This is a genomic window from Streptomyces sp. NBC_00005 (assembly GCF_045160215.1).
Lineage (GTDB): Bacteria > Actinomycetota > Actinomycetes > Streptomycetales > Streptomycetaceae > Streptomyces.
In genome coordinates this window covers 8,319,530-8,335,861 of record NZ_CP108316.1, presented here as the reverse complement: position 1 = coordinate 8,335,861, position 16,332 = coordinate 8,319,530, and the positions used below count along the sequence as shown (strand labels likewise).

Sequence of the window (16,332 nt, the reverse complement as noted above, 5' to 3'; positions counted from 1 at the left end):
CAACTCCGTGCACCGCATCGAGGACTACGCCCTCATCGGCGACGAGCAGACCGCGGCCCTGGTCGGCCTGGACGGCTCCGTGGACTGGCTGTGCCTGCCCCGGTTCGACTCGGGGGCCTGTTTCGCCCGGCTGCTCGGCGACGAGGACAACGGCTACTGGCGCATCGCGCCCAAAGGCGCCGAGGGACCCTGCACCCGCCGCTCCTACCGCCCCGACACCCTGGTCCTGGACACCGAGTGGGAGACCGCCGAAGGCACGGTGCGCGTCACCGACTTGATGCCGCAGCGCGACCGCGCCCCCGACCTCGTACGCGTCGTCGAGTGCCTGAGCGGCCGCGTGACGGTGCGCAGCACGCTGCGGATCCGCTTCGACTACGGCTCGATCGTTCCCTGGGTGCGCAAGTCCGGCGGGCATCGGGTGGCCGTCGCCGGCCCCGACTCGGTCTGGCTGCGCAGCGAACCCCATGTGCACACCTGGGGCGAGGACTTCAGTACGTACTCGGAGTTCACGATCGAGGAGGGCGAGAAGGTGGCGTTCGTCCTCACCTGGCACCCCTCGCACGAACCGCGCCCGCCGCTCATCGACCCGTACAAGGTGTTGCGCGCCAGCGTCCGGGACTGGCAGAAGTGGTCGAAGCGGTGCCATTACGACGGCCCGTACCGCGACGTCGTCGTCCGCTCTCTGATCACCCTCAAGGCCCTCACCTACCGGCCGACCGGCGGCATCGTCGCCGCGCCCACCACCTCGCTCCCCGAGGAGCTGGGCGGCGTCCGCAACTGGGACTACCGCTACTGCTGGCTGCGCGACTCCACCCTCACCCTGAACGTGGGACTGTCGTTGGGCTATCGGGAGGAGGCCGAGGCCTGGCGCGACTGGCTGCTGCGCGCCGTCGCCGGTGACCCGGCCGACCTGCAGATCATGTACGGCCTGGCCGGCGAGCGACGACTGCCCGAGTTCGAGGTGCCGTGGCTGTCCGGCTTCGCGCAGTCGGCGCCCGTACGCATCGGCAACCAGGCCGTGGAACAGCTGCAGTTGGACGTGTACGGCGAGGTCATGGACTCGCTGGCGCTGGCCCGCGACGCGGGACTGTCCACCAAGCCGCACATGTGGGCGATTCAGGTCGCCCTCGTCGACTGGTTGCGCTCGGAGTGGCGACAGCCCGACGAGGGGTTGTGGGAGGTGCGCGGCGGCCGCCGTCAGTTCGTGCACTCGAAGGTGATGGTGTGGGTGGCCGCGGACCGTGCCGTGCGAACCCTGGAGAAGAACCCGAAGCTGGAGGGTGACCTCGACGGCTGGCGCGAGCTGCGCGACGAAGTGCACCGCGAGGTGTGCGACAAGGGATTCGACTCCGAGCGGAACACCTTCACGCAGTCCTACGGCTCCCGCGAACTCGACGCCGCTCTCCTGCTCATCCCGCGCGTCGCCTTCCTGCCGCCCGACGACCCGCGCGTGGTCGGCACCATCGACGCGATCCGCGAAGAGCTGGACCACGGCGGCTTCCTGCGCCGCTACAGCACGGACGAGACGACGGTCGACGGACTGCCCGGCGGGGAGGGCGCGTTCCTGGTGTGCTCGTTCTGGCTCGCGGACGCGCTGCACATGACGGGCCGCAGGAAGGAGGCCCGGGAACTGTTCGAACGGCTGGTGAGGCTCGCCAACGACGTGGGTCTGCTGGCCGAGGAGTACGACCCCGTGGGCGACCGGCTGCTCGGCAACTTCCCGCAGGCCTTCAGCCACGTCGGCCTGGTGAACACCGCCCTCGCCCTGTTCGGGGGCGACGAGGCAGGATAGGGGCCATGGATCTTGGACTGAAGGACCGGGTGTACGTCGTCACCGGGGCCACGCGCGGCCTCGGCAACGCCGCCGCGCGCGAGCTCGTCGCCGACGGCGCGAAGGTTGTTCTCACGGGGCGGGACGAGAAGCGGGTCGCCGACGCGGCGGCCGAGCTGGGGCCGAACGCGGCCGGGGTCGCCGTCGACAACGCGGACGCGGAGGCGCCCGCGCGGCTCATCGCTGCCGCGCGCGAGCGGTTCGGCGGCTTCGACGGCATCCTCATCAGCGTCGGCGGGCCGGCTCCCGGGTTTGTCGCCGACAACACGGACGAGCAGTGGCAGTCCGCGTTCGAGTCGGTGTTCCTGGGGGCGGTCCGGCTCGCGCGGGCCGCTGCCGCGGAACTCGACGCCGGGGGCGTGATCGGGTTCGTGCTGTCCGGCTCGGTGCATGAGCCGATTCCCGGGCTGACCATTTCGAACGGTCTGCGGCCGGGGCTGGCCGGGTTCGCCAAGTCGATCGCGGATGAATTGGGGCCGCGGGGGATTCGGGTCGTGGGGTTGCTGCCGGCTCGCATTGACACGGATCGAGTGCGTGAGCTGGACGGGTTGTCTGCGGATCCGGAGGCCACCCGGGCGGCCAATGAGTCGCGGATTCCGTTGCGGCGGTACGGGAAGCCGGAGGAGTTCGGGCGGACGACCGCATTCCTGTTGTCTCCCGCCGCTTCCTACCTGACGGGAATCATGGTGCCTGTGGACGGGGGCATGCGGCACGGATTCTGAGTGCCGCTGAGTGGGGGTTGATCGGTCGCACCCCTGAAGGGGCGCTCAACTGACCCTTTCCGCACGGTGCTTGACCCCCTTCAGGCGGACCTCTGCCGGCAACGCCGCCAAGCCCGCCGAGTTGCGGGCGTGCGTCAGGGCCTCGTTCGTCAGGTGGTTCAGGGCCGTTCCCGGGTCCACGTGGGGTTCCAGGAGGAGTTGGACGCGGGTCTCGGGGGCGGTGCGACGGCCCGTCAGATGGACGTGGGCGTGGGCGACGCCGTCCAACTGGCCCGCCTCGCTCGCCAGTACGCCCTCCAGGGCCCGCCCCCGCAGCAACGCGCCCTCGCCGTCGCCGGTGTCGACCAGGACCTCGGTGAGGCGGCGCCGGCGCAGGACCGCGGTCAGCCACCACAGGGCGAGCAGGAACAGGACGGCCAGTACGGCGAGGACGGTCGGCCACCACCATCCGTCGTCCTGCCAGCGGGTGCGCTCGGCATCGCTGAGCAGTACGTCGTGCCGGCTGTCGTGGATCCACCAGGAGGGCGGCTGCAGGCCGAGGCCGACGGCCAGTACGGAGCCGCCGAGCAGGAGCAGCACGAGCCCGACGAACCCGATCACCACGCGGTTGACGGTCCTGAGCATCGCCCTCATCCCTTCCGTCCGGGCCGCCGTACGTGGACCGACAGCGCGGGGGGCCGGGCGAGCCCCAGTCCCCTGATCGCCTCGGCGAGCGTGCTGTCCAAGTCGGCGTGCACGTCGTCCAGTTCGCGGAAGTGGGAGACGGCGCTGACGTCCGCGCGGGCGCGGCGCATCCGCACGCGTACCGACTGGACGCCGGCGACCTCCATGGCGCGGTCGCGCAGCACCAGGGCGGCGGCCTCACGGTGCAGTCCGGCACGTACGTCGGCGTGGGGGCGCCGCATCGGCAGGACGGCGCGCAGGCCCGGCGTGGTGGCGAGCACGATCAGCCAGAGGCCGAGGGCCGCGGCGACACCGGCGCCGACGAGCACCCAGATGTCGTCGAGGGGGCGCTCGGCGAGTTGCCGGGCGAGTCCGCGACGCCAGCTCATCGCGGGCCGGTCGGCGCGGACGGCCGCGATGTCGTAGAGGAAGATGCCCGTGACGCCCAGGAGCAGCACCGCGACGACGGCCGCGGGGACACGACGCGCGGACCAGAAGCGGCCCTCGCGGGCGCCCTCGCTCTCCGGCGGGGGCGGCGGCCCGTGGTCGGCGTCGCCGCCGGGTTCCTTCTCGATGACCGGCAGTCGTTGTGTGGTGCCCTCGGAGCCCTGGGGCTCGCTCATCGCGTCCTCCCCTGTGCCGCGCCGTGCGCCGGGGTCAGGTGCAGCCGCTCCACGTGGACGGCGACCTCCGGCACCTCCATGCCCACCAACGCGCGTACCCGCGAAGCGACATGTCGACGCACATCCGCGCAACGGGATCCGATGTCGCAGGGGTAGTCGAGGTCGAGGTGGATGTTGATCCGGGCGGCGCCGATGGGGGTCCCCCCGCTCGAACGAAGTTGAGAGTGGGGGAGGACGACGACAGTGGCATGGGGGCGGGTGGACGCGGTGGGCAGCGCGCCCAGCGCCTCGCGCGCCGCCTGCGCGGCGATCTTCGAGACGACGCGGTCGGCGATCCGGGTCGCGCCGCGCTCGCCGGGTGCGACGACCGTCAGAGGTCCACGCAGCTCACCGACCCCGTTGCTCACGGGCGTCACCGCCGCCGGTCGTCACGGGTGCGAAAGAAGTCGCCGAAGTCCAGATCCCCCTCGAGGAATCGGCCGACGACGAAACCGATGGCGCCCAGGGCAGCCACCAGCAGGAAGGCACCGAACCCGCCGAAATACCCGGCGAAACCCAACGCCATGCCGGCGATCATGCCGACCACGGCCATGCTCATCGTGCGCTCCTCAGCTGTCCGTCAGTGGTTCCGTCGCCGGCATGTCACTGGATCCGGGGTTGCTCCAGTTCCTCGTCCTCTTCCTCCGGCAGCTTCACGTCGCTCACCGCGATGTTGACCTCGACCACTTCGAGGCCGGTCATCCGCTCCACCGCCGCGACGACGTTCTCCCGCACGGCCCGGGCCACGTCGGCGATCGCCACGCCGTAGTCGACGACGATCTCCAGGTCGAGCGCGGTCTGTACCTCGCCGACCTCGGCCTTCACCCCTCGCGTCACCGATTTCTGTTGGCCGGGGACCCGTTCCCGCACGGCCCCGAAGGTCCGCGAAATGCCACTGCTGCCCATGGCATGCACGCCGACGACGTCCCGCGCGGCCAGCCCGGCGATCTTCTCCACGACTCCGTCGGCAATGGTGGTCCGCCCACGCCCGGCCGGGTCTCCCCCGCCACGCCGGGTCGCCTTGCGGGTCTGCACCGGCTCGTTGTCGCCCTCGAGGGTCCCCGTCCGATTCTTTTCCGTCATGTCGGTCATGACCGCACGTCCCTTCGAATCGTCGTCCCTCCGACCACCGTAAGCGGGGTTGCGCGATCGCGCGTCAGGGATGCGGCAGGCTGGAGGAATGACGACGGCGGACCGGTGGACGCGGGCAGTACGGCATCAGCTCGGGCTCGGCAGAATTCTGCCTCTGGGCGGCGCGCGCGATGGCGCATGGATCTCCGAGAGGGCGGCCGAGACAGTGCTCCGCCGCGCGGCGGACCACCTGCGCGGCGTACGGCTGGACGTGCTCCGGATCGCCCTCGCCGACCCGGATGACGTCCACGACCCCGCCGTACCGCCCCCGCCCAGCGCCCTGCCGCCCGGACCGCTGCGCGTGACGGCGGAGTTCGAGGCGACGGCGGCCGAGCCGCTGCCGACGACGGCGGCCCTTCTTCGTACGACGCTGGCGGCCGCGGCGACGGAGCTGCTCGGCCTGACGGTGGCGGAGGTGGACCTGCGGGTCACGGCCCTGCTGGACGAGGAACCCCTGCAGGGCGAGGAACCGGAACCCGTCCCCGCAGGACCGCCGGAGCCGCCGCGCGCCCCGGAACCCGGCGACGGCGACGAGGGACGCGCAGCGGGCGCCGCCCTTTCCGTTCCGGGGGTGACCCACCTGACGGGCGGCCTGGGCCGGGCCGTGCACATCGAGGAGCGGCACGAGGAGGGCGCGCTGCCGCACCGCCACGCGCGCGTGGAACTGGCGGTGGACGCGGACCACCGGGCCGTGGAGGTGGCCCGGGAGGTCCGTGCGGTGGTGAGAGAGGCGCTACCGGATCATCCGACGGTGGCGGTGCTGGTGACGGCGGTCGGCTGAGCGCCTACTCGCCGAGGCCCGCGAGGTCCCGCAGCCGCCGCGCCTGAGCAGCCCTCTCGGCGGCGCGCTGGGCGTCGTAGTCCCGCCCCTGCGCCCCGCGAAGCAACGCCTTGGTCTCGATCACCGCGTCCCGGGGCGCCGCAAGGATCGCCGACGCCAGGTCGCGTACGGCGCCCTCGAGCTGGTCGGCCGGTACGGCGAGGTTGGCGAGGCCCGTGCTGACGGCCTCCTCGGCCAGGACAGCTCGGCCGGTCACGCAGATCTCCAGGGCGCGGGCGTAGCCGACCAGCCCGAGGAGCGGATGCGTGCCCGTCAGGTCCGGCACCAGCCCGAGGCTGGTCTCGCGCATGGCGAACTGCACGTCGTCGGCGACGACGCGCAGGTCACAGGCGAGCGCGAGCTGGAAGCCCGCACCGATGGCATGCCCCTGGACGGCGGCGACTGACACGAGGTCACTGCGCCGCCACCAGGTGAAACCGGCCTGGAACTCGGCGATGCTCGCGTCGAGTTCACCGTCGCTGCTACGCGCAAGGTCGATGAACGTCGGCTCGCCCTCGATTCCCTCGGGCGTGAACATCTGCCGGTCGAGACCGGCCGAGAAGGACTGCCCCTCGGCGCGCAGCACGACGACGCGGACGGAGCCCGGCAGGACCCGCCCCGCCTCGGCAAGAGCACGCCACATGGCGGGGCTCTGCGCGTTGCGCTTGGCCGGGTTGGTCAGCGTCACCGTGGCGATCGCGTCGTCGACGGTGAGCCGTACGCCGTCCTTGTCTAGTACCGGACCGAGGTCCTGGGCAGGCGAAGCCATGGGGTGCCTCCGATGAGTGCGGTCAGCAGAGCAAGCTAAAGCGCAAAGCTAAGTGACTGCACAGTAACCACCCGGCCGATCTACCGACCGACCGGGTGGCCACCATCGAAGAGCCGATGAGCCGCCCGGGATCAGGACGAGGCGGCCTTCTTGCCCCGCGTCGCCCCGCCACGCCCACGGAGCGTGACGCCCGACTCGCTGAGCATCCGGTGCACGAAGCCATACGAGCGGCCGGTTTCCTCGGCCAGTGCCCGAATGCTCGCACCGGAGTCGTACTTCTTCTTCAGGTCTGCCGCGAGCTTGTCGCGCGCGGCGCCGGTTACCCGGCTGCCCTTCTTCAGAGTCTCGGCCACCCGTGCCTCCTCATGGGAAGTGCGCTCTGGTCCCCTCATGATCACCCCTCCGGGCGTTCATGGCCACCCATTCGGCAAGGTCCGTGGGACAGGGTTTTGACGACAGGAGCGCGTCCCCACAAGCGGAATCTGTAATTCCACCCGGAGATGTTCGTACCGCCGAACGGGTTATTTCACGAAGCACCAGGTCAGAGACGTGCGACGGCCGGGCCCTTGTCGATAAAGAACCCGGCCGTGAAATCGATGTAGGACACACTTCGGTACGAGGAGATCTCACACAGATGATGGATCACGGATCCGCCGAATGATCCATACGCTGTGGATCACGCATTCGATCAAGCCAGGGCGACGAGATCCGCGTAGTCCGCACCCCACAGGTCCTCGACTCCGTCCGGAAGCAGAATGATCCGCTCCGGCTGCAGCGCCTCGACGGCGCCCTCGTCGTGGGTGACCAGGACGACCGCGCCCTTGTAGGTGCGCAGGGCGCCGAGGATCTCCTCGCGGCTGGCGGGGTCGAGGTTGTTGGTCGGCTCGTCGAGCAGCAGGACGTTCGCGGAGGACACGACCAGGGTCGCGAGGGCCAGGCGGGTCTTCTCCCCACCGGACAGGACACCGGCGGGCTTGTCGACGTCGTCGCCGGAGAACAGGAACGAGCCGAGCGTCTTGCGCACCTCGACCAGGTCCAGGTCGGGGGCGGCGGACCGCATGTTCTCCAGGACCGTGCGCTCGGGGTCCAGGGTCTCGTGCTCCTGCGCGTAGTAGCCGAGCTTGAGGCCGTGGCCCTCGACGACCTCGCCGGTGTCGGGCGTCTCGACGCCGCCGAGGAGGCGGAGCAGGGTGGTCTTGCCGGCGCCGTTGAGGCCGAGGATGACGACGCGGGAGCCCTTGTCGATCGCCAGGTCGACGTCGGTGAAGATCTCCAGCGAGCCGTACGACTTCGACAGTCCCTCGGCGGTGAGCGGCGTCTTGCCGCACGGCGCGGGCTCGGGGAAGCGCAGCTTGGCGACCTTGTCGCTCTGGCGCACCGCCTCGAGTCCGGCGAGCAGCCGGTCGGCACGCTTGGCCATGTTCTGCGCGGCGACCGTCTTGGTGGCCTTGGCGCGCATCTTGTCGGCCTGCGAATGCAGTGCTGCGGCCTTCTTCTCGGCGTTCTGCCGCTCGCGCTTGCGGCGCTTCTCGTCGGCCTCGCGCTGCTGCTGGTAGAGCTTCCAGCCCATGTTGTAGATGTCGATCTGGGCCCGGTTGGCGTCCAGGTAGAACACCTTGTTGACGACCGTCTCGACCAGGTCGACGTCGTGGGAGATGACGATGAAGCCGCCGCGGTAGGTCTTCAGGTAGTCGCGCAGCCAGACGATCGAGTCCGCGTCGAGGTGGTTCGTGGGCTCGTCGAGCAGCAGGGTGTCCGCGTCGGAGAACAGGATGCGGGCCAGTTCGATACGGCGGCGCTGACCGCCGGAGAGCGTGTGCAGCGGCTGGCCGAGCACTCGGTCGGGCAGGTTGAGCGCGGCGGCGATGGTGGCGGCCTCGGCCTCGGCGGAGTACCCGCCCTTGGTGAGGAACTCCGTCTCCTGGCGCTCGTACTGCTTCAGCGCCTTCTCGCGGGTCGACCCCTGACCGTTGGCGATCCGCTGTTCGTTCTCGCGCATCTTGCGGATCAGTACGTCGAGACCGCGCGCGGACAGGACACGGTCGCGGGCGAGGATGTCGAGGTCGCCGGTGCGCGGGTCCTGCGGGAGATAGCCGACCTCGCCGGAGCGGGTGACGGTGCCCCCGGCGGGGATGCCGTCGCCGGCCAGGACCTTGGTGAGGGTGGTCTTGCCGGCGCCGTTGCGGCCGACCAGGCCGATGCGGTCGCCCTTGGCGATTCGGAAGGAGGCGGACTCGATGAGGACGCGAGCACCGGCGCGCAGCTCGATACCGGAGGCGGAGATCACGGACAGGCTCCAAGGCAGACAGGGGTGACGGGTGGGCGGCTGAGGCGTTCCCGCCGTCTAATGCGCGAGGAGAATGGCCATGGGCCAAGTCTAACGGCGCTGTGCAACCACTTTTTCTGTGTTCGGGTGTTCGGGCCGCCCACCGGGGAGGTCGTTGCCGAGGGGTGTGCGGTGCGGAGTGATCCGGCCCAGGTCGTCGACGGCGATGAGCTGGGACGTCCACGTCGATTCCGGGCAGGGCCGGGCGACGATCAGCGCTCCGGCGTGACGAACGGCACGCCCGGGAAGGAAGGCGCACCCTTCGCCCGCGGGCAGCACCCAGCGCAGGTCGCCGTCGGCGATGCGGTAGGCGGTGATTCGGGCCGGGGTGACGACGGCGAGGATCCCTCGGCCCAGGGGGCGCAGGACTCCGGTGCCGCCCTGGGCGGGAAGCCAGTCGGCGGCCGCGGGGAGGGCGCGGTGCCAACGGACGGACGCGCCGTCGGTGGCGGTGACCAGTCCGTCGTCCCAGAGCGTGATGGCGTCCCCGCGCGCGGGGAGCACGGCGAGCGGACGGTGGCCCTCGCGTGCGTAGCGCCACCGGACTTCGACGGTGGTGCGGTCGTACGCCTCGACGGTCGTCCTGCGGGTCCGCAGTGCTGTCGGCCCCTGTGCGGAGCCGTGCTGCACGCGCGCGTGGACGGTGAGGTGGTCTCCGTAGGGGACCGGGCGGGCCTGGTGGGCGGCGGCCAGGACGGGCGCCGCCAGGAGGAGGGCGAGGGCGGCGGGCAGGAGGCGGCGAAACTCGGGACGCCCGGTGGGCCCCGGGGCGGCGGGGCTCGGCTCCGTCACCTCGACCGGCAGAACGACCACCATGCCCCCTTCGGCACCCATTGCCCTCGGAATCCGGCGCAGAGCGTAGCCACGCGAGCGGGCAGCGGTCGGATATGGCGTCGTGACACGGCGGGCGAGTGGGGGTGGGTCCCTCGTTCGGCCCCTCGCCGGGATCCTGACGCCCGGTCCGTGACTAACTGCCGCCGGTGTGGACCTGGAAGGCGGCGCGGCGTACGGCCTTCGCCAGGGCGGGGTCGGGGTGCGCCGCGGCGAGCGCGACCAGGACCTGCACGGTGCGGGGATGGCCGACGGCGCGCACCTCGTCCAGGAGCGAGGGGACGGTCGGCTGCACGGCGGACTCCAGGTGCCGTACGAGCATCGGGGCCTCTCCGTGGTCGGCGACGGCGGCGGCGGTGTCGACCCACAGCCAGGTGGCCTCCTGGCGGGTGAGGACCTCGTGGGCGTCCTCGGGGTCGACGCCGTCGTGCTCGGCCAGCCACAGCAGGGCGTAGGGCCGCAGCGTGGGCTCGTCGGCCACGGCGCTGACGTCGGGCTCGGCGGGGGCGCCGACGACGCGGAGCGCCTCGAAGGCGAGGCCGCGCAGCAGGGCGTCGTCGCCGCGGGCGGCGTCGATGAGTTCAGTGACGGCGCTGCCGACGGGCCGGGCGGCGAGCCAGGCGCGGTATTCGGCGCGGGCGGCGTTGGGGCGGAGCTGGGCGCAGCCGCGGAGCATGTCCTCGGCGGCCTGCTCGATGTTCCCGGCGGGGCTCTGCGCGGCGACGCAGATCTGCTCCAGCTTGACCCAGACCGCCCAGCTGCCGAGCGGGGTGAGCGTGGCCTGTGCGTCGCCGTAGGTGAGGGCACCGACGGAGGCGAGGGCGTGCAGGGCCCAGTCGAGGAGGGGGGCGAGCGGGGTGTCGTCGGCCTGCGGCTGCTGCAGGGGGTCGGGCTGCGGGCCGTAGGGGATCTCGCAGCGCTCGGTGCGCAGCTCCGTGACGCGCTGCTCCAGGAGGTCGAGGAGCTGGTCGACCGGGACCGGCCCGGCGGACAGCTGGAGGAAGGAGAGCACCTGGGGCATGGCCGAGACGACCTCGGCGACGGCGGCCGGCTCGTGCTCCGCGGGCTCCGCGTGGGCGAGCGACCAGGCGTCGAAGAGGGCGACCCAGCCGCGCAGTACGGCGCTGTCGTCGCGGTTCCAGGCACGCAGCCGCCAGCCGGGGCGGGCGCTGTCGCCGTGCACCTCGACGAGGCCGGCGAGGCGGGCGGTGTCCCAGTCGGCGCGGACCTGAGCCACGGTCAGGCCCAGGTCCCGGGAGGCCCGTTCGGCGCTCGCGTCGGCGAGGGTGGCCTTGCCGTCGGCGGTCGCGCCGTCGCTGCCCGGGCCGAGCGCGGCGTCGGCCCAGCGGGCGACGCGGGCCGCGGCGGCCAGACCGGAGCGAGCCATTCTGGCCAGCTCCGCGGGCGCCGGTGTGCCCTCCGGAGGGCGGGGCGCGGGGCGGCGCGGGCGCCGCTGGTTCACAGCTGTGGGGGCGGCGGCCAGGGGTCGCGGGCGGACGAGTCGAAGCCTGGAGTCGCGCGGGATACGGGACGTCACGGGTGCAGTCTTCCGGTTGACGGTCCGAAAACCCAAACGGAATGTCACCGCGGGCGACGGGACTGGCCAACGCACGGGGTCCGGCGGGCGCCTCGGGGCCGAGAACTGGCCAGTGGTACGGCCTTAAACGGAATGGTGCCGACTGCCCGGCTCCACTCCGGCCCGGCGCCGCGTGAGGGTCACATGAGCGGGGTGAGGAAGCGGCGCAGCGCTTCCTCGTAGGCCTTCGGGTCGGCGTTCCACATCGCTCCGTGCGAGGCGTGCGGAACCGTCTGGAGGGCGATCAGGTTGGGGCGGGCGTGGGCGAGCCGACGGGAGTACTCCCAAGGGGCCAGCGTGTCGTCCGGGCCGTGGAAGATCATCGTCGGCACGGTGAGCTGTGCGGCCTCCGCGGTGCGGTCGCGCTCCATTCCCGTGCGGCCCTGTGCGGCCCGTACGGCGAGCGGAAGCAGTGCGCCCGGCGTGCGGCGGGCCGAGGCGAGGGCGCGCAGCGTCGTCGACCAGCTGAGGACCGGGGAGTCCAGGATCAGCCCCGAGATGCTGTCGCGCAGCCCGGAGTGCGCGGCGGCGCGCAGCGCCATGGTGGCACCGGTGGACCAGCCGTACAGGACGACGTGCTTGGCGCCGTAGCGCTGGGCGTAGCGGATCGCCGCGTCCACGTCGCGCCACTCCGTCTCGCCCAGATGGTTCAGCCCGTCCGGGGAGCGGGGTGCGCCGAGGTCGCCGCGGTAGGCGAGGTCGAGCACCGGGAAGCGCTGGCGGTGCAGGAACTCCATGACGTTCATGGGGTGTTCGCGGGTGCCGCCCAGGCCGTGCACCGTGATCACCCAGGTGTCCCGCACGTTGGGCACGAACCAGGCGGGCAGGGAGCCGAGTTCGCCCGGGATGTCGACGTCGGCGTGGTCGAGGCCGAGGGCGGCGCTGGGATTGCCGATGTGCACGTTCGGGGTCAGCCACACCTTGTCGCCGGGCTCCAGGGTGCCGTGCGTGACGCGCTCCAGACGGCGGACGACGCTGTCGGCGGAGTGCGTGGCCGTGTCGAGGACGGGGCCGACGACCGCGTGGTTGCCGTTGCCGGACAGGCCGTAGATGCCGGGGCGCAGGGCCGCGAGGTCGCGGGTGAGCGCGATCTGGCCGGCGGCCGTGGCGTGCACGGTGAGCCGGGGTTCGGTGGGCAGCGGCCTGCCCGGCGGCGCCTTGAGCGCCGCGTCGCTCGCGAACCGGCCGGCGGCCACGCTTGCCGCGCCGGCCGCCAGGGCTACGGTGACGGCCGCGGCCGTCGCTTTGACTGTGCGCACCCGTCCAGTGTCCTGGCGGACCCGGTCGGCGGCCAGCGGGAGGAAGGGTCGGGGTGATGCGGGCTGTCGGCGGCGGCGTGCTGTGTCCACCCGCCGGCGAGCACCGCGCGGGCTCACCCGCGCTGCCCGTACCCCCGCAGCTTCTCCCCCGCCTCCGCCACCTGCTCCCGGGACAGCAACGCGGGTGACATGCCCGGCACCGAGGACGCCGTCAGCCACAGCCGGCACATCCATTCCAGCTGGGCCGTGCGGTCGTAGGCCTGGTCGAGGGTGGTGCCGTAGGTGATCGTGCCGTGGTTCTGGAGGAGGCAGGCGGTGCGGTCGGCGAGGGCGTGGAGGATGTTCTCGGCCAACTCATCGGTGCCATATGTCGCATAGGGGGCAACTCGGACGGGGCCGCCGAGGGCGCCGGTCATGTAGTGGATCGCCGGGAGCTCCGGGACGAGCGTCGAGACGGCCGTCGCGTGCACGGCGTGCGTGTGGACGACGGCGCGGGCGTCGGTGGTGCGGTAGACGGCGAGGTGCATGGGCAGCTCGCTGGTCGGGGCCAGGGCGCCGAGCACCTGCCGGCCGTCGAGGTCGACGCCGGTCACGTCCGCGGGCGTGAGCCGGTCGTAGGGCACACCCGACGGCGTGACCAGCACGGTGTCCCCGACGCGCACCGAGACATTGCCGGAGGTGCCGACGACGAGACCGTCCGAGACCGTGCGGCGGGCCGCCCCGACGAGGGCCTCCCAGGCGCGCGCCTCCTCGGCGCCCGCACTCCTCCCCCACCCCTCCGGCACATCCTGTGCGCCCTCCCGCGCATCCCGCTCGCCCCGCTGTTCCCGCGACTGCTCAGCCATGCCGCGATCCTCCCAGGCACGTGCCCAACCCGCCGCCGGGCGGGGGCACTTTAGGGCGGAAGCCACGCTTCCGAAAGACCCCTTATCGGCACATACCCCTCTCCTCCCGCGCTTGGCCTGGGATCGACGAGGGTTCAACGACCGTCCAGTAATCTCCGCTTGATTTGTCGTGCACGTCGCCATTCCGGGGGGAAATATGGCCCGTGATCGCAAACCGTTCCGCCGCCGCACCCGCGTCATCGCGGTCTGTGTGACGGCGCTCACCGTTGGGGGAACCGCTCTCGCCGATCTTCCGGCGTCGGCGGCGAGCCCGCCGAAGGGGCACGACGTCTCTTCGCACCAGAAGAACGTCAACTGGTCCAAGGCGAAGGCCAAGGGCGCCAAGTTCGTCTACGTCAAGGCGACCGAGTCCACCAACTACCGCAACCCGTACTTCGGCCAGCAGTACAACGGCGCCCGCAGCGCCGGCATCATCCGCGGGGCGTACCACTTCGCGCTGCCGAACAAGACGTCGGGCACGACGCAGGCGGCGTACTTCGTACGCAACGGCGGCAGGTGGAGCGCGGACGGCTGGACTCTGCCGCCCGCGCTCGACATCGAGTACAACCCGTACGACTCGAAGCACAAGTGCTACGGGCTCAGCAAGAGCGGCATGGTCAACTGGATCAAGTCGTTCAGCAACGAGGTGAAGCGGCTCACCGGCCGCCGCCCGGTGATCTACACGACCGCCCACTGGTGGAACACGTGCACCGGCAGCAGCCGCGCGCTCGCCTCGAACCACGCACTGTGGATCGCCCGCCACAACTCGGCGGACGCGGGATCACTGCCGGCCGGATGGTCGTTCTGGACCTTCTGGCAGTACGACAACAGCGGCGGTCTGCCGGGTGATCAGAATCTCTTCAACGGGTCCCAGGCCCAGCTGAAGAAGTTCGCCCGGGGCTACTAGCCAAGGGGCGCCGAGGGCCCAGGGGGTCGCCGGGACCGGGCGGAGCGGCGACCCCCCTTACCCGGTCACTCCACAGACCTCCTCAGTTCATCTTCCGTTCACTCAGGTTTCCTACGGTCAACCGACCGATGACTTCGAACGATTGCCTGGGTAAATGGAAAACTTCTCGCTGATCCTCGCGATTGTGGTCGTAACCGCACTCGCGTTTGATTTCACGAACGGTTTCCACGACACCGCCAACGCGATGGCCACCACCATCTCGACCGGCGCACTCAAGCCCAAGGTCGCGGTGGCCATGTCCGCCGTGCTGAACCTTGTTGGCGCCTTCCTCTCCGTGGAGGTCGCCAACACGATCTCCAAGGGTCTCGTCGACGAGACCGGCATACGTCCCGAGGTCATCTTCGCGGCGCTGGTCGGCGCGATCCTCTGGAACCTGGTGACCTGGCTGGTCGGACTCCCCTCCAGCTCCTCGCACGCCCTGATGGGCGGTCTGATCGGCGCCACCATCGCCTCGGCCGGCATGGGCGCCGTGCACGGCGACGTGCTCGTCACCAAGGTGCTCATCCCGGCGATCGCCGCCCCGATCGTGGCGGGTGTCGCGGCGATGCTCGCGACCCGGCTGTCGTACACCCTCGGCAAGAAGGCCGACGGCAAGGCCGCCGAGAAGGGCTACCGCGCCGGACAGATCGCCTCCGCGGGCCTGGTCTCGCTGGCCCACGGCACCAACGACGCGCAGAAGACGATGGGCGTCATCACCCTCGCCCTGGTCGCCGGCGGTGTCGTCGCCCCCGACTCGGACCCGCCCACCTGGGTCATCCTCTCCGCGGGCCTCGCCATCGCGCTCGGCACCTACCTCGGCGGCTGGCGCATCATCCGCACCATGGGCAAGGGCCTGACCGAGCTCCAGCCGCAGCAGGGCTTCGCCGCCCAGACCAGCGCGGCCACGGTCATCCTGGCCTCCTCGCACCTCGGCTTCTCCCTCTCCACCACCCACTCGGTCTCCGGCTCGGTGATGGGCGCGGGCCTGGGCCGCAAGGGCGGCGTGGTCCGCTGGTCGACGGCGACCCGCATGCTCGTGGCCTGGTGCCTGACGCTGCCGGCCGCGGCCCTGGTGGGCGCGCTCGCCGAGTCGGTCACGGATCTCGGCGACTGGGGCACGGCCGTCGTCGCCGTCTTCCTGATCACCTCCAGCGCGGCCATCTGGAAGATCTCCCGGCGCGAGGTCGTCGACGCGTCGAACGTCAACGAGGCCGAGGAGCCGGCCGGCGTGGTGACCACGGCCATCGCCGCCGTGACCCCGCCCCCGGCGGGCACGGTGACCGAGGACCTGACGGCCACCATCCCCGCCCCGGCCACGACCGCCACCCCCGACCCGGCCACCCCGCCGGCCGCGGCCGTCTGAGCCCCGCCCACCCGGTACAAAGGAAGAGAAGCAGCATGAAGATCGACTGGGCAACCCTGGGCTCCGTCTTCGGCGTCAGCCTCGCGGTCACCGTGGGACTCGTGACCCTGTTCACCCTCGGCATCATGGGCCTGTCGCGCCGCGAGCGGGCGACCGCTCAGGGCGGCTCGGCCACGGCCGCGGTCACCGGCGCGTACGTGTGCTTCGCGGCGTGCGCGGCGGCGGTGGCGTACGGGATCTCGCTGATCGTCGTCTGAGGCATCACCCTGAACACCCGTGGGGTGCGGGACGGATCTCCGTCCCGCACCCCACGTTCTTGTGCCCGTACTTGTGACCCCGTCGACCACCCTTGTGTGGGTCTCAGCACACTCTCCCGTCGCAGGTCAACGGCAAGTTGACGGCCCTTCCAACCCCGTGGTGGACTGCCGGGGCCATGTACGGCGGCAAGAGAGGAAGCCGGTGCAAGTCCGGCGCGGTCCCGCCACTGTCACCGGGGTAGGAAGTCCCGGGAGCCAGGAACTCTCACCGCCGGTCTCGTCGAACCAGGGC

At 71.5% G+C, this 16,332-nt stretch carries 18 protein-coding genes and 1 riboswitch; of the genes, 6 read left to right on the top strand and 12 right to left on the bottom strand.

Annotated elements, in window-relative coordinates; genetic code table 11:
* Nucleotides 1–7 precede the first annotated feature (7 nt).
* Entirely contained in the window at nt 8–1,792 is a 1,785-nt protein-coding gene (locus tag OG303_RS38085; protein WP_405874303.1) for a glycoside hydrolase family 15 protein, read from the top strand.
* A 5-nt stretch (nt 1,793–1,797) separates the two neighbouring features.
* The gene (locus tag OG303_RS38080) at nt 1,798–2,553 is read left to right on the top strand and encodes an SDR family oxidoreductase (RefSeq protein ID WP_405874301.1); all 756 of its coding nucleotides are present in this window, start codon (nt 1,798–1,800) and stop codon (nt 2,551–2,553) included.
* 45 nt (nt 2,554–2,598) lie between these two features.
* On the opposite strand, the gene amaP is transcribed toward OG303_RS38080, so the two are convergent.
* Genes amaP through OG303_RS38055 form a run of 5 tightly spaced genes read right to left on the bottom strand, consistent with a single transcriptional unit; the run spans nt 2,599 to nt 4,970 of the window.
* Nucleotides 2,599–3,177: an alkaline shock response membrane anchor protein AmaP gene (gene amaP, locus OG303_RS38075; RefSeq protein ID WP_405874300.1), complete on the bottom strand. Its 579-nt coding sequence runs from the start codon at nt 3,175–3,177 to the stop codon at nt 2,599–2,601.
* 5 nt (nt 3,178–3,182) lie between these two features.
* Complete coding sequence (locus OG303_RS38070; protein ID WP_405874298.1) at nt 3,183–3,839, bottom strand: DUF6286 domain-containing protein; 657 nt, start codon at nt 3,837–3,839, stop codon at nt 3,183–3,185.
* Nucleotides 3,836–4,255 (bottom strand): Asp23/Gls24 family envelope stress response protein, encoded by a 420-nt coding sequence (locus OG303_RS38065; RefSeq protein WP_405874296.1) that lies wholly within the window; start codon nt 4,253–4,255, stop codon nt 3,836–3,838. The genes OG303_RS38070 and OG303_RS38065 overlap by 4 nt, the downstream gene beginning before the upstream one ends.
* Nucleotides 4,252–4,437, bottom strand: coding sequence for a hypothetical protein (locus OG303_RS38060; RefSeq protein ID WP_242774341.1), 186 nt, complete (start codon nt 4,435–4,437; stop codon nt 4,252–4,254). Before OG303_RS38060 ends, OG303_RS38065 begins: the two co-directional genes overlap by 4 nt.
* Before the next feature lie 44 nt (nt 4,438–4,481).
* Nucleotides 4,482–4,970, bottom strand: coding sequence for an Asp23/Gls24 family envelope stress response protein (locus OG303_RS38055; RefSeq protein WP_405874294.1), 489 nt, complete (start codon nt 4,968–4,970; stop codon nt 4,482–4,484).
* 88 nt (nt 4,971–5,058) lie between these two features.
* On the opposite strand from OG303_RS38055, the gene OG303_RS38050 reads away from it, so the two are divergent.
* Nucleotides 5,059–5,790 (top strand): nucleopolyhedrovirus P10 family protein, encoded by a 732-nt coding sequence (locus OG303_RS38050; protein ID WP_405874292.1) that lies wholly within the window; start codon nt 5,059–5,061, stop codon nt 5,788–5,790.
* A gap of 4 nt (nt 5,791–5,794) precedes the next feature.
* On the opposite strand, the gene OG303_RS38045 is transcribed toward OG303_RS38050, so the two are convergent.
* The 7 genes from OG303_RS38045 to OG303_RS38015 form a co-directional block, all read right to left on the bottom strand.
* Nucleotides 5,795–6,598: an enoyl-CoA hydratase/isomerase family protein gene (locus OG303_RS38045; protein WP_405874290.1), complete on the bottom strand. Its 804-nt coding sequence runs from the start codon at nt 6,596–6,598 to the stop codon at nt 5,795–5,797.
* A 131-nt stretch (nt 6,599–6,729) separates the two neighbouring features.
* Complete coding sequence (locus OG303_RS38040; RefSeq protein ID WP_004002281.1) at nt 6,730–6,951, bottom strand: helix-turn-helix domain-containing protein; 222 nt, start codon at nt 6,949–6,951, stop codon at nt 6,730–6,732.
* A 335-nt stretch (nt 6,952–7,286) separates the two neighbouring features.
* Nucleotides 7,287–8,885, bottom strand: coding sequence for an ABC-F family ATP-binding cassette domain-containing protein (locus tag OG303_RS38035; RefSeq protein ID WP_405874288.1), 1,599 nt, complete (start codon nt 8,883–8,885; stop codon nt 7,287–7,289).
* Nucleotides 8,886–8,975: 90 nt separating this feature from the next.
* On the bottom strand, nt 8,976–9,740 hold the full coding sequence (locus OG303_RS38030) for a hypothetical protein (RefSeq protein ID WP_405874287.1): 765 nt from the start codon (nt 9,738–9,740) through the stop codon (nt 8,976–8,978).
* 151 nt (nt 9,741–9,891) lie between these two features.
* Entirely contained in the window at nt 9,892–11,292 is a 1,401-nt protein-coding gene (locus OG303_RS38025) for a hypothetical protein (RefSeq protein WP_405874285.1), read from the bottom strand.
* A 179-nt stretch (nt 11,293–11,471) separates the two neighbouring features.
* Nucleotides 11,472–12,590 (bottom strand): alpha/beta hydrolase family protein, encoded by a 1,119-nt coding sequence (locus tag OG303_RS38020; protein WP_405874284.1) that lies wholly within the window; start codon nt 12,588–12,590, stop codon nt 11,472–11,474.
* Nucleotides 12,591–12,703: 113 nt separating this feature from the next.
* On the bottom strand, nt 12,704–13,435 hold the full coding sequence (locus OG303_RS38015; RefSeq protein ID WP_405874282.1) for a class II aldolase/adducin family protein: 732 nt from the start codon (nt 13,433–13,435) through the stop codon (nt 12,704–12,706).
* 196 nt (nt 13,436–13,631) lie between these two features.
* Here OG303_RS38015 and OG303_RS38010 point away from each other — a divergent pair, with 196 nt between their 5' ends.
* The 3 genes from OG303_RS38010 (at nt 13,632) to OG303_RS38000 (ending at nt 16,040) form a co-directional block, all read left to right on the top strand.
* The gene (locus OG303_RS38010; protein ID WP_405874280.1) at nt 13,632–14,381 is read left to right on the top strand and encodes a lysozyme; all 750 of its coding nucleotides are present in this window, start codon (nt 13,632–13,634) and stop codon (nt 14,379–14,381) included.
* A gap of 154 nt (nt 14,382–14,535) precedes the next feature.
* Nucleotides 14,536–15,783: an anion permease gene (locus tag OG303_RS38005; RefSeq protein WP_405874279.1), complete on the top strand. Its 1,248-nt coding sequence runs from the start codon at nt 14,536–14,538 to the stop codon at nt 15,781–15,783.
* 35 nt (nt 15,784–15,818) lie between these two features.
* Nucleotides 15,819–16,040, top strand: a complete 222-nt coding sequence (locus tag OG303_RS38000) for a hypothetical protein (RefSeq protein ID WP_405874278.1) — start codon at nt 15,819–15,821, stop codon at nt 16,038–16,040.
* Between the two features lie 143 nt (nt 16,041–16,183).
* A riboswitch (cobalamin riboswitch) is annotated at nt 16,184–16,326 on the top strand.
* Nucleotides 16,327–16,332 lie beyond the last annotated feature (6 nt).